This window comes from Mucilaginibacter sp. JRF (genome assembly GCF_015223065.1).
In the GTDB taxonomy this organism is placed as follows: Bacteria; Bacteroidota; Bacteroidia; order Sphingobacteriales; family Sphingobacteriaceae; genus Mucilaginibacter.
The window spans coordinates 19,776-33,400 of sequence record NZ_JADFBY010000015.1; the positions used below are offsets into that span (position 1 = coordinate 19,776).

Below are 13,625 nucleotides of genomic sequence, written 5' to 3' on the forward strand. Positions count from 1 at the left end.
TTATTTCGATTTACTTTCAGCTTCAGGCAGTTCCGCGTATTTTAATTCGGATTTGGGGGCCGAATTGCTTACACCTTTTATGGACTGTATCTTTTTGTCAATTTCGGCCGCTTCGCCGCGCCAGCCACGTGAATCGGCTATGCCGCGGGCTTCTATCAAATCCTCACGCGCCAGGCTTATTTCGCCCATATCAATTTTTACCGATGCTAACGATAGCAGGTTTAAAAACGTATGCCTGGCATCATTTTGCCTGCGGGCTATGAGGTTGCTTTGCAGCAAAAACCATTTAGCTTCTGACAGGCGATTCAACTCCATATACACCCTGGCCAGATCGCTAAAGTTATAGCTGGCAATATTGTATTCGCGAAAGCGCATATTGTGCTGGGCGCTTTTCATAAAACGCATTTCGGCCTGGGTAAGGTCGTAATAACTACGCAGCTTAAAACCCTTGATAGGCCTTGCAGCCACTTGCGGCGATCCCAGTATGTAATTTTTGTTGAACGAGTAGTTTTTTACAGGCGCTATTTGCGGGTAACGCTTATGTTTTAACGGACCGATACGCCACCACTGTGCCGAAGCCGACATGCCTGTTAAACATAAAAAAACGAGTAAAATATATTTCATGCAATATTTATAGCGTACCTGTAAAGGTTTTAAACATTATCAAATATAAAACTAATAGGCAGATAAACAATAGCTTGCGCCCGTTACTCAAACACCTCAACTTCACCATCATGCAGGGCCCAAACCATATAAGGGTGGGTATCATCGTGGTAAATATCGCCATTGGCGGCAATGGCTATTATACCTGCGAAACCATTATACGGCTTTAGCTCATCCAGGGTTTTGTCTGACGCTGAGTGCAACGAAAAGCCATCACTAACACGGGTAACTATTTTGGTGGCAATGGCGCCGCTCACGATATCCTCGCCCACACCGGTGCATGATACACCCGCGTGCGCGTTGGCATAATTACCCGCCGCCGTTGCCGAATCGCTCACCCGGCCGGGTATTTCAAAGCCCTTACCCCCGGTTGAGGTTGCCGCCGCTATATCGCCATAAACATCAAGCGCTACGCAGCCAACCGTACCCAGGCGAATAGAGTCGCTTAGTTTTTTTTCATATTCCTTACGGCGTTGGGGTATTTCGGGGTTGTGGTATTTAACGCCGTTCTCTCGGGCAAAATCAAGCGCGCCCTTGCCGCTCAGCACACGATCATCATAAGCCATTAGTTTTTCGGCTATGCAGATGGGGTTCTTTACATCCTCAATGTTAATAACCCCCGAAAAGCGTTGCGTTTTACCATCCATCAGCGATGCGCTGAGGCGTATTTTTCCGTCACTTTGTATTTGGGAGCCCGTACCGGCGTTGAAAAGGTCGCAATCTTCAAGCAGACTAACGGTATATACAGCGGTTTCTAAAGCATTGTGCGTTTCCAGGTATTTATATCCCGCCTGCACTATCTCCCGCAGGGCATTTTGCTTGGCCTGCTTAACCTCCTGGTTAGTTTGCGATTCGCTGAAGAACCCACCGTGAATGATCAGTTTCATTGTTAGATGTTTAATTGAATGGTTTACTGCGTGATCGGTTTGGTTTCTTCACCTTTCAATATTCAGGCATTTAACGCAAAAATATATCGTTTATGATTGGTACTCTCTAAACCCTTCGACAAGCTCAGGATGACACACACAATCGACTTATTTATCCGCACATCTGCATATCCTCGCATCTGCACATCCAACCTGTCATGGTGAGCCTGTCGAACCATTAAATAAAGCGACAGACCTCGCGTTCAATCCTTCGACAAGCTCAGGATGACATACCTACTCACCCCTCACCATTCACCACTCCCTACTGAAGTTCATCAGCATCGGGCATATTTAAAAATACACCTTCCTCTATCTTTACCGCTTTTTTAATCAGCATACGGTGCTGGTGCAGCTCGTATTTATCAAATATCGACATTACGTGTACTTTCAGGTTCTCGATAGACACCGGGTCGCCAATCTCTACATCGTAAATATTGGTTTCAACAATATTCTTTCCGTCCACCAAAATAATAAGGCCCGAGCCTATGGCTTCCATAATGTTACCTTCGCTTACCAGCAGGCCCGCGTCCTCGCCCAAACCAATACCTAAAATACCAGGATTACTGGCCACCGCGTAAAATAACCTGCCGATGCGGCCGCGCTGTACAAAGTGGGTGTCAACAATAACACCGTCAATAAACCCTAAACCGGCAGTTATTTGTACTTCGCCTTTTATCAGGGCCTCGTTGCTTTGGCCGCGGTATATCATGTGCGTTGATGCCGCTGCCGCGCCTGCCGATGTACCGGCTATAACAAAATGCTCCTTACGGTAGCGTTGCTTAAGTATCTGCAAAAATTGGGTGCCACCAAAAATGGCTGTCAGGCGTAATTGGTCGCCACCGCTAAACATTACCACATCGGCCTTGCGTATGCGCTCAAGGTATTCCTCATTGGCGGCATCTTCGCGGCTTTTAATATGCAGCACGTTTACATGCTCTACATTCAACTGCCCGAATGCCTTGATGTATTCCTCGCCCACCAGCTCGGGTATTTGCGATGCGGTGGTGATCACCTCTACTACCGATGCCTCATGTTTGGCCGATTCGGTGATGATGCGCCTTAAAATGCCCTTTTCAAAAAACTTAATATAATCAGGCTGTAATATATGTTCCTGGGCGCTAACGTTACTGCCCATATCAACCGCTCCGCCTATTATTACTAATTTTCCTTTCGGGACATCCATACCTTTTACCTCTGTTTTTATACAAAGTACGATAAAATAGCGCTAAATCAGGTCGTTTAATTAAAATTTCTCCTGTTTTAAACATTAAAAACACTCTGGTGTTGATAGGTTTCAGTAGATTTAAACACAAAAAGATCACCCTGAAAATCACCTATGAAAATTGAGAATATACAGGTTTTACGAGGACCTAATATTTGGAGCATCAGCCGTAAAAAATTAATACAAATGCGGCTCGATCTGCAAGATATGGAACACCGCCCTACCAATACCATCGACGGATTTTACGAGCGCATAAAAGCCCTGCTGCCATCAATGTACGATCATCGCTGCTCGCCGGGCGTACCTGGCGGTTTTTTTGAGCGGGTAATTGCAGGTACCTGGATGGGGCACGTAATTGAACACATTGCCCTGGAGATACAAACCCTTGCCGGTATGGACACCGGCTTTGGTCGTACACGCCAAACCAAAACCACCGGCGTTTACAATGTGGTATTTAATTACATTGAAGAAAAGGTGGGCATTTACGCCGCTGAAGCCGCCGTACGCATTGCCGACGCCCTAATTGCCGGCCACGACTACAACCTGGAGGCCGACATACAAAAAATGCGCGAGATACGCGAGCAAACGCGCCTTGGGCCAAGCACCGGCTCGATAGTGGAGGAAGCCATCAGCAGGGATATACCGTGGATCAGGCTAAATAATCAATCGCTGGTGCAATTAGGTTATGGTAAAAACCAGGTGCGCATACGCGCCACCATGACCGAGCAAACCAGCAGCATTGCCGTTGATATTGCCAGTAATAAGGAAGAAACCAAACGACTATTGCAGGAACAGGCTATACCAGTGGCCAAGGGCATGACCATATCATCAACCGACCAGATAGAAGAGGTAATAAAACGTGTGGGTTTCCCGCTGGTGTTTAAGCCGCTGGATGGCAACCACGGCCGGGGCATCAGCATCAATATTAAAACCCGTGAGGATGCGGTGGCCGCTTATGAGCATGCCAGCCGTATATCGCGCAGGGTTATTGTGGAGCGCTACATTACCGGGTTTGATTTTAGGGTGCTGGTTATTGATAACAAGATGGTGGCTGCCGCCCTGCGTGTACCCGCGCATGTTAAAGGCGATGGCGCATTAACCATACAACAGCTGATTGATAAAGAGAACAGCGACCCACGCCGTGGTTACGGACACGAAAACGTGCTTACCGAAATTACAATTGACCGCGACACGCTCGATCTGCTTGAAAAAAAGAACTATACCCTTGAAAGCGTACCCGCTGCCAATGAGGTGGTATACCTGAAATCGACCGCTAACCTGAGCACCGGAGGCACATCAATTGATGTTACCGACCATGTGCACCCGCAAAACATATTTTATGCCGAGCGCATCAGCAAGATCATCGGTCTGGATATTTGCGGTATAGATATTATGGCCGAAAACCTGACCGAGCCCCTGCCGCATACCGGTGGTGTAGTGCTGGAGGTAAACGCCGCGCCGGGTTTCAGGATGCACGTTGCCCCAAGCGAGGGCTTGCCGCGCAACGTAGCCGGCCATGTGCTGGATATGCTTTATCCGGCCGGTAAGTCGGCACGTATACCCATTATAGCGGTAACGGGTACCAATGGTAAAACCACCACCACCCGCCTTATAGCGCATATTGTAAAGAATAACCGCCGCCGGGTAGGTTATACCACCAGCGATGGCATTTACGTGCAAAACACCATGATGCTTAAAGGCGATACCACCGGCCCTGTAAGCACCGAATTTATACTGAAAGACCCTACTGTTGATTTTGCAGTATTGGAAACCGCCCGCGGTGGCATACTGCGCTCGGGGCTGGGCTTTAGCAAATGCGATATCGGCGTGATCACTAACATACAGGAAGATCACCTGGGTATTGCCGATATTCATGACCTTGACGACCTGACCCGCGTTAAAAGCGTGGTGATCAATTCGGTAAAAAAGGATGGTTGGGGTGTACTGAATGCTGATAACCCTTACTGTGTACGCATAGGCAAAAAAGCGCATTGCAACATTGCCTACTTTAGCCGCAATGAGGATAACCCCGTAATTAAGGAACATTGCAAGCGCGGCGGCATTGCCTGCGTGCACGAGAACGGCTTTATCACCATTATAAAGGGCGACTGGAAAATTCGTGTTGAACGCACCATTGCCATACCGCTAACCTTTGGCGGTACAGTACCGTTTATGATTGATAATGTAATGGCAGCAACCCTTGCCGCGTTTTTATGGGGCTTTAAAACGGAGGACATCCGCATATCATTAAGCACCTTTATCCCTTCGGCAGCGCAAACGCCGGGGCGTATGAATATTTTTGATTTTAAGGATTTCCGCTTCATGATCGACTTTGCCCACAATCCTGACGGTTACAACGGTGTGCGCGAATTTTTAAGCTCTGTTGATTCGCCTTACAAAATAGGCCTCATATCGGGCACTGGCGACCGCCGCGACGATGACCTGCGCGAGTTAGGTCGTATTGCGGCCACGATGTTTGACCATGTGGTGCTTCGCCAGGAAAACCACCTGCGTGGCCGCACCAAAGAAAACATCATCGGTTTAATGACAGAAGGCATGTTGGAAGTAAAACCCGATATATCATACGAAGTGATATCGCACAGCAACGTAAAATCAGTAGAGTATGTGATCGACCTTGCAACACCCGGCACCTTTATCACCACCCTAAGCGATGCCGTTGATGGCGCCATTGATATTGTACAAACTTTTCAGGAAAGAGAGAGGGATCAGGGGATAAATTGATCCACCTCCAAAATCGCAAAAAAATGTCGTTTCGAACGAGGTACGAGGAGAAATCTGTAGCTTAATTATTGAACGTGTACAGATTTCTCCTCCGTCGAAATGACAAAAACAATAATGAGTGTAAAGAAAAAAGAGCGTAGGCCTGGCAGAAAACCGGGCCAGGGAGTATGGCCTGTGGGCGGAAGGTTTTTTCTGCCTTGACTTTTGGTTACTTTGTGTCTAAGGCAAAGTAACTGGGCCCTGCGCCCAAGAGCAGGCCGACTTTCATAAAAAGTACAACCACTTAATAAAAGCACTTTCTCAAAATCGCTTCATTACCTGTCCTAAATTTCTTTTGAGCGACCAAAAGAAACAAAAGTCGCCGGCTACGCCCTGCCCGGTGAAAGGTTATGCTTTGGCTGGGCTTGTGCTACTCCGGGCATTTCTGATGCCGGTAGGATAGGTTATTTACGGTTTGTGCTTTTGTATATAAGCGGCTTTGTTTTGTGGATTGGTAATAATTCCCTCCTTGGGGAGGGCAGGGAGGGGTTTCGCTAACAGATAAGAAACTTATATTAATACTATATCACGGCGCTATCCAATCGTCAGCGGTAAGCGCAGGATTGAATTTGATATCGGTAGTGGTGATAACAATGCTGCTCTTTCCGTCAGACGATTCGGTGACCGATGGGTAGCTGATTCCGCTTGCTTTAACAAACTTATCATATACCGAAAAGTTATTCGCCCCATTGAGCGAGTAGCCGTTGGCCTTAAGGTTGTAAGCGGCATCAAGCATGTAAATAACCTTGTTGCCTTTAACATTAAAGGTTACCAGGTAGTCATCATCCTTTGAGCGGGTTACCGTGCCGGCGGCGAAATATTTGTTCAGGTTTTTATGCAAACCTAATATACCTTGATAAAGGCCTAATGTCATATCGGCCTTGTCTTGTTCGGTAAGCGGAGTTTTTACGCCGCTGGCCCACTGCCAGCCGGTGGTTCCCTCTAACTGTTTGATCATGATCAATCGGCCATTCTGCTTTATCTCCAGCCGAAGCTTGTTAGCCGCCACATCAGTTAAGGTTGTGGCTTCCAGGTTGCCGGTAATGGTGGCTGTTTCTTTTACGGTATTTATCTTGTCGATACTTACGCCGCCATATTGGGTGCGCAGTTTGCCCAGCAGTTGTGCCGGTGTGGGTAGTGCGCTGTTTTCTTCTGTGTCGTCTGTTTTTTCTGTAGCGGTGGTTGTTGTGGCTGTGCGTTTATCAGGTGCTGCTTTTTTACCTTCTTCCCTAAAATAGAAATCGCCATTCATCACAATCATATCCTCCTGGTTAGGCGGACTATAGAAAAAGCTATGCTTGGCAACCTTGCCATTACTGTAGGTCAATGTTATTTCGCCAGCGCTAAGCTTGTATGTGCCCTGCGCCGAGCTGTTACTATTCGATTTGCCGCCTATGGTTCCTCCTGCCACATCGCCACCAATACCTACCGTGCCCGATCGATCTGCCGAGAATCGGCCCTTGCCATCAAAATACAGATAGTCTGACGAGAATGCCGCCACATTAGGCATGCCCGTGCCCATACCGCCACTGCTGCTGGCCGTTTGCCGCTCGTAGGCTGAAGCCGGGATTGTGGTTATAGTGCGTAGCTTATGCAGGGTATGTTTAATGCCTGATGTGCTTTCCAGGTTTCCGTTGGCGCTTAGCTTGTACTTTTTATCGCCAAATTGCACTATGCTGCTTTTAACACTGTATTTGCCGCTAACATTGGTTTTCCAGTTTTGAACGTTCAGCTTGTCGGAGTATGTTCCATCTGTTCTGAAATAAACCACAATGTTATCTATTTGCATACCATTGTAGGGTGTATTGTACAGTTGCGCGCCCGCGTACACGCCATTAAGAGTTTGCCCCTGTGCCGAAATTGCCAGCGCGTTAAGCACAAGCAGGCACACTATCAGAAAGGTGTTTTTTCTCATAGGATGAATGTTTCAGTTTTTTATAGGTAGTATAAAGGTCTGAAAATTCTTTTTTATAAGATGCATGGCTGTGTTAGTTATTAATTAAATATCATTCTGTTGGCTGGTAAGGCAGGATTGTATATCAGCTAACAATTTGTATTTTTAATAACAATAACCTGTAATGCAACCTGCCAACACACACAAAGTATATCTTTTCATTATCGGCATTATAGTCATTGCCTTTACTGCTGTAAGCGCTGTGAGTATTAGCGGGAGATATGCACGTACGGTGATGGTTATAGTTGATGATAGTCGCCCTTGCCCCGGTGCTGATGTTACTTACTCGTTAGCGCTTACTGAATTTGGCCCCAACCTTCGTTACCAGTGGCGGGTTAACGGTGTGCCTCGTATTAACTCTAACAATGCCACCTTTACTGTGCCGGGTAATACCGAACCTATAAAACCATCGGACGCTGTGGACTGCATTGTTACCGATGTGGATGCCAATGTATCAGTAACATCACCACCACGCACGGGTATTGAATACCTGTTACGCGTACCGGCTAATGTTTCTATATACTTTATAACAAATACTACTGAATATTCCACCGCCACTTATTGTGAAGGCAGTACGGTTGATATTGGTTCGGCCGCTTCGATATATTATGATGGCGCACAAACAAAATACATGTTCTATAACGATCCTAATACAAGATACTCATACCGGTGGATGGTGAACGGTAACCCAGTAGGTGTAGATTACGGAGCTTTAACAACCAATGATCTAAAAGACGGCGATAAAATAACGTGCATGGTAAAATTCACCAGTAAGTGCGGCTCTATCGAGGTGTTATCAGATAATACCCTGACCGTCCGCATCATTTCGCCGCCATCTCCAACCGTAAATATCAGCTCGGGCAGTGGCGATAAGTGCTTTGATCCTAAAGCGGTATATACCGCTGCCGTTAGCAATGGTGGTAATATGCCAGTTTATCAGTGGACGGTGAATGATGCCAACGTGGGCGGCAACTCATCTACCTATAGTAACCCCAATTTAAAGGTGGGTGATGTGGTGAAATGCAGCCATACTTCACTAAATAATTGCGGCAAAACAACTATCAAATCAAACGAGATAGTGATCGCGGGAACACCATTGCAAAGTAATTCGATAGCTATAACATCATCAGTGCCTAATAACCTGATACAGGAGGGGCAGCCGATAACCTTTACCGCCGAGGCTGCTTATACCAATAACATTACCTACCAGTGGTATGTTAACGGACAAGAAGCGGGCACTAACAGCGCTACCTTCACCGCATCAAACCTTACCCTTGGCGATAAGGTGAATTGCCGCGTAACCACTGCCGATGACTGCGTGCTGCCGCAAACCGCTACATCAAACCAAATAATTGTGCTGATGATAAAGCCCATTATAATACCCAACACCTTTACCCCCAATGGCGATGGCATAAACGATAAATGGAACATACCCGCCCTGCTGGCCTACCCCAATTGCCGGATAGATATTTTTAACCGCTATGGCGCGCCGGTATACCATTCGGTTGGGTATACTGATGGTTGGGATGGTACCATGAACGGTTCGCAGCTACCCGCCGGAGTTTACTATTACATTATACAGGCTGATAATACCACGCCCCGACTTAGCGGCGCGCTGAATATATTGCGTTAACCCCTCTTAAAAACAAACAAGCCCCGCTGTTGACCGAGGCTTGTTTTTGGTGAATGCTGATAATTTATATCGCTATACTATCAATGCCTCTTTGCAAAGCCAGCTCGGCCTGGCCGGGGTAGGCAGAGCCCTCTACCCTAAAGATGTTAAGGTTGGTCATCCCTAAAAAGCCCAGTACGCCCTTCAGGTAGGTGGATACAAAATCAAACGACTGGTATGGGCCGCTTGAAAATACCGCGCCGGATGCCATGGCCACATAAACCTCCTTGTTTTTGATCAGGCCCTCGGCACCGGCTTCGCTGTATTTGAAGGTAACACCGGCACGGGCAATATGGTCTATCCATGCTTTTAATGATGATGGTATGCCAAAGTTCCATACCGGCGCGCCTATCACAATAACGTCGGCATCGTTTATTTCGGCAATGGCCTGGTCGGAGTTTTTGAGAGCTTCCTTGCTTTCGGCAGTTTGGCTATCGGCCGGGGTATAAAAGGCGGCCAGCGTTGCTTCTTCCAGGTGAGGGAAAGGTGTTTTGGTCAGATCCTTAACTTGTACAGTGCTGCCGGGGTTGGCTTGCTGTAACTTATCAACAATGGCATTGCCCAGCTTAATGCTGAATGAATTTTCGCCCTTTGGGCTCGAAATAATATGAAGTATCTTTTTCATGCTATTAACATTTTTTGTTTGTAATAGCAGCAAACTTATGTAGCCGGACTTTCAAAAAGATACTACTATCCTAAAGGATACCGGTATCCTTTAGGATAGTGATTACCTTTGTTTAGTATGGAAACAGAGGTGAAAACAGCGATAGAACTAAAGCACGAGTGCGCTAAGTCGGATTGTGCTGCCGGGGTATCAGGCATAAGGGATGCCTTATACGTGCTGAACGGTAAATGGAAGCTTCCGCTCATCTTCACACTCAGCGGCGGGCCATTGCGTTTCAAGGATATTCAACGCTCGCTGGGCGATATCACACCCAAAATATTATCCAAAGAATTAAAGGAATTGGAGCTGAACGAGTTTATAGTGCGCAACATTTATTCAACCACCCCGGTTACGGTAACCTACCAGCTAACACCCTACAGCCAAACATTAGATAAGGTATTATTTGAACTGAAAGACTGGGGCGTAAAGCACAGGCAAAGGATTGTGGAGAGTAGAAAGAGTAAATTGTAGGAGGATTTTATAAAAACTGCGTAATTGCGAGGAACGAAGCGATCATCGAGCGACTTTTATTGAAGAATATCCTAAAGAGATTGCTTCGTACCTCGCAATGACGTGATGGTGAAAAATTAAAATAACAAAAGCACAAACCGTAAATAACCTCTATTACCGGCATCAGAAATGCCCGGAGTAGCACAAGCCCTGCCAAAGCACCATCTTTCACCGGGCAGGGCGTAGCCGGCAGTTTTTGCTTCTTTTGTCTGCACAAAAGAAGTTTAAGACAGGTAATGAAGCGGTTTAAGTAAAATGCTTTTATTTCAGAGGGTTTGCTTTTACTATCGTCAGTCTGCTCTTGGGCGCAGGGCCCAGTTACTTTGTCTTAGACACAAAGTAACCAAAAGTCAAGGCAGAAAAAACCGTCCACCCACAGGCCATACTCCCTGGCCCGGTTTTCTGCCAGGCCACCGCTCTTTTTTGAAGAAACTAAAAAAGCAGCCCGAAAGCTGCTTTTATTATATATATTTATCTGATGTTTCGTCACAATGAAACTCACTGCTCACTACTGACAACTCACCACTAACAACTCACCAAAAAACTATCTTCCTTTTTTAGCGTTCGGGAATTTCATGCGGTAATCAACCTTAACGACTCCTTTTGAAATGTCGCCAAGGCGTTTTTCTATCAGGCGTTTGCGTAGCGGACTTAGCTTATCGGTAAATAGCTTGCCCTCAATATGGTCGTACTCGTGCTGAATAATGCGGGCAGCCATACCTGTCACGGTTTCTTCGTGGTGTTTCCAGTTTTCGTCGTAGTACGATATTTTGATGGTTGGCTTGCGGTATACATCCTCCCTCACGTCGGGTATACTCAGGCATCCCTCGTTAAAGCCCCATTCCTCACCTGTTTCCTCGATAATCTGCGCGTTGATGAATGCCTTTTTAAACGTTGCCAGTTCAGGCTCCTCATCATCAAATGGTGTGGCATCAATCACAAACAAACGCATTGACAGGCCTATCTGTGGCGCGGCCAGCCCTACACCACGGGCGTTGTACATGGTTTCGTACATATCATCAACCAGTTGTTTTATATGCGGATATTCGTCGGGCTCAATAGCAGTAGCTTTTTTGCGTAAAACAGGATCGCCGTATGCGATAATAGGATACTTCATGCTACAAAAATACGTGAAAAATTTTATTTAGGTTCAAATACAAGCGTCATCAGGCGGTTATTATCAAACACATGGTTGCAAATTTCAAGCACCTGCTCGGCTGTTACTGCATTCACTTTATCAAAAACCTCCTCCAAACTATCGGCATGTCCAAAATCAAGCAGACTTTTTGCCATGCTGATGATGAGGCTCATGCGGCTTTCTTCGGCAAGGGCTATCTGGCCTATGAATTTTTGCTTGGCCTGGTGCAATTGCAAGGTACCCAATTTGGCATCGCGCAGTTTTTTCAGTTCGCGGTGTATCAGTTTAGTGGCCCGGGCGGCTTTTTCGGTATCGGTACCGAAATAAATAGAGAAGATTCCGGTATCAGTCAGCGAGGTATAGTTCGATTCGATAGTATAAGCTATGCCATACTTTTCGCGTATCTCGAGGTTAAGCCTGCTGCTCATGCCCATGCCACCCAGCAGGTTATTGGCCAGTAATAGTCCGTATTTATCAGGGTGCGATGACGGGTAGGCCTGCGTGCCAATAACGCAATGCGTTTGCGTAATGGGTTTATGCTGTATAATGCTATCGGCAGTATTTACGGTTGGTGCTTGCCTTTGCTTTTTGCTGTAATTGGCAGGTATCGGTGCAAAATACTTTTCAGCCAGCTTTATTACCTTCTTAAAATCGTAATTGCCAAATACGCCGAACACCATTTCGTCGGTAGCGTAATTAGCTTTGATAAACGCGCGTATGTCATCGGCCGTCAGGCCATCTACCGATTCTGTGGTACCTAATATATTGTTACCAAGCGTATGGCCCTCAAACAACATGCCTTCAAAATCATCTTGTATAGCTTCTTCGGGTTGATCAAGGTAGGAGGCGATTTCATCCTGAATTACACCCCGCTCCTTCTCCAACTCCTCCCGCGGAAAGGTTGAATGGAACAGGATATCCTCAAACAGATCGATACTTCGTTCCAGATGTTCCTGTAAAAATGAGGCGTGTATACAAGTGTACTCCTTAGTGGTATAAGCGTTCAGGTCTGCACCTACCAGTTCGAGGCGATTCAATATTTGCGAGGTGCTGCGCCTTTCGGTTTCCTTAAAAACAAGATGTTCTATGAAATGGGCGAGGCCATCCTTCCCGGCCGCTTCATCGCGCGAGCCGGCGTTGATCAAAAAGCAACAGTGCGTAACGGTAAAGGGCGCGTGTTTAAATAATATTCGTATGCCGTTGGGCAGTGTGTGTACCTGGTAATCCATCAGGCGGCAAAGATAGCGTTTAATTAACGCAACATGCAGTGGCACATAATACTCAATACACAGTCAGTCAACAAATAACCGTTTAAACCGTCAATTGTAATTCCATGAGGTTTTATTGATTGATTTATACTACATTAGTCCCCGAATAGTTTTGCCATCTTCGGTTCCCCCTCGCCCGGTGTGTAAAGCTAAAAATCTACACAATTAACAACATGAAAATAAAAATTGCCGACCTCGAGTTTGAACCCTTTATAGCCGCTGATGAAATTGAAAAACGTGTAAGAGTAATAGGGGCACAGCTTAACGTTGATTTTAAAAACTCGCAGCCGGTTATTGTTGGCGTACTTAACGGTAGCTTTATTTTCATTGCCGATTTGATTAAACAGATCACCGTACCCTGCGAGGTTACCTTTACCAAGCTGGCATCATACTATGGCGGCCTTTCAACCACCCGCAAAATACGCGAGGATATTGACCTGAGCGTTGATATTGAAGGCCGCGATGTGATACTGGTTGAGGATATTGTTGAAAGCGGCAATACCCTGCATTATTTGTTAGATAAATTTGCCGTACGCAAACCAAAATCGGTAACGGTAGTTTCGCTGCTGCTTAAACCCGCCGCCCTCGGCCAAAAAATAGAAGAACTTAAATACGTAGGCTTCGAAATTGAGAACGACTACGTTATAGGCTATGGACTTGATTACCAGGAACTTGGCCGCAACCTGAAAGAGATCTACAGGAAGGTGTAATCTCACCCCTCCTAAATCCTCCTCCGAGGGAGGACTTTAAAATAAAAATGTCATTTCGAACGAGGTACGAGGAGAAATCTGTCGCCTGATTATGAACGCGTGCAGATTTCTCGCTGG

General features: G+C 46.3%; 11 protein-coding genes. 4 read left to right on the forward strand and 7 right to left on the reverse strand.

Annotated features, from left to right (window positions below; translation table 11 throughout):
• The 3 genes from IM792_RS20890 to IM792_RS20900 all read right to left on the reverse strand — a co-directional run bounded on the left by IM792_RS20890 (position 1) and on the right by IM792_RS20900 (position 2,772).
• Positions 1–585, reverse strand: coding sequence for a hypothetical protein (locus tag IM792_RS20890; RefSeq protein ID WP_194103869.1), 585 nt, complete (start codon positions 583–585; stop codon positions 1–3).
• Between the two features lie 122 nt (positions 586–707).
• Positions 708–1,550 (reverse strand): isoaspartyl peptidase/L-asparaginase, encoded by an 843-nt coding sequence (locus IM792_RS20895; protein WP_194103870.1) that lies wholly within the window; start codon positions 1,548–1,550, stop codon positions 708–710.
• Between the two features lie 301 nt (positions 1,551–1,851).
• Positions 1,852–2,772, reverse strand: coding sequence for a cyanophycinase (locus IM792_RS20900; RefSeq protein WP_194103871.1), 921 nt, complete (start codon positions 2,770–2,772; stop codon positions 1,852–1,854).
• 153 nt (positions 2,773–2,925) lie between these two features.
• Here IM792_RS20900 and cphA point away from each other — a divergent pair, with 153 nt between their 5' ends.
• A complete protein-coding gene (cphA, locus tag IM792_RS20905) occupies positions 2,926–5,553 on the forward strand; it encodes a cyanophycin synthetase (RefSeq protein ID WP_194103872.1) in 2,628 nt (875 codons plus the stop codon).
• A gap of 565 nt (positions 5,554–6,118) precedes the next feature.
• On the opposite strand, the gene IM792_RS20910 is transcribed toward cphA, so the two are convergent.
• Positions 6,119–7,507 (reverse strand): hypothetical protein, encoded by a 1,389-nt coding sequence (locus IM792_RS20910; RefSeq protein WP_194103873.1) that lies wholly within the window; start codon positions 7,505–7,507, stop codon positions 6,119–6,121.
• A gap of 163 nt (positions 7,508–7,670) precedes the next feature.
• Between IM792_RS20910 and IM792_RS20915 the strand changes: the two genes are divergently transcribed.
• On the forward strand, positions 7,671–9,179 hold the full coding sequence (locus tag IM792_RS20915) for a gliding motility-associated C-terminal domain-containing protein (protein WP_194103874.1): 1,509 nt from the start codon (positions 7,671–7,673) through the stop codon (positions 9,177–9,179).
• 64 nt (positions 9,180–9,243) lie between these two features.
• Here the strand turns inward: IM792_RS20915 and IM792_RS20920 are convergent, their stop codons facing one another.
• Positions 9,244–9,843: an NAD(P)H-dependent oxidoreductase gene (locus IM792_RS20920; protein ID WP_194103875.1), complete on the reverse strand. Its 600-nt coding sequence runs from the start codon at positions 9,841–9,843 to the stop codon at positions 9,244–9,246.
• A 117-nt stretch (positions 9,844–9,960) separates the two neighbouring features.
• Between IM792_RS20920 and IM792_RS20925 the strand changes: the two genes are divergently transcribed.
• The gene (locus IM792_RS20925; RefSeq protein ID WP_194103876.1) at positions 9,961–10,353 is read left to right on the forward strand and encodes a helix-turn-helix domain-containing protein; all 393 of its coding nucleotides are present in this window, start codon (positions 9,961–9,963) and stop codon (positions 10,351–10,353) included.
• Between the two features lie 583 nt (positions 10,354–10,936).
• On the opposite strand, the gene def is transcribed toward IM792_RS20925, so the two are convergent.
• Together def and IM792_RS20935 are read right to left on the reverse strand one after the other, a co-directional pair.
• Entirely contained in the window at positions 10,937–11,509 is a 573-nt protein-coding gene (def, locus tag IM792_RS20930; protein WP_194103877.1) for a peptide deformylase, read from the reverse strand.
• Between the two features lie 23 nt (positions 11,510–11,532).
• The gene (locus tag IM792_RS20935; RefSeq protein ID WP_194103878.1) at positions 11,533–12,759 is read right to left on the reverse strand and encodes a pitrilysin family protein; all 1,227 of its coding nucleotides are present in this window, start codon (positions 12,757–12,759) and stop codon (positions 11,533–11,535) included.
• A 212-nt stretch (positions 12,760–12,971) separates the two neighbouring features.
• Between IM792_RS20935 and hpt the strand changes: the two genes are divergently transcribed.
• Positions 12,972–13,508, forward strand: coding sequence for a hypoxanthine phosphoribosyltransferase (gene hpt / locus IM792_RS20940; RefSeq protein WP_194103879.1), 537 nt, complete (start codon positions 12,972–12,974; stop codon positions 13,506–13,508).
• Positions 13,509–13,625: the final 117 nt, after the last annotated feature.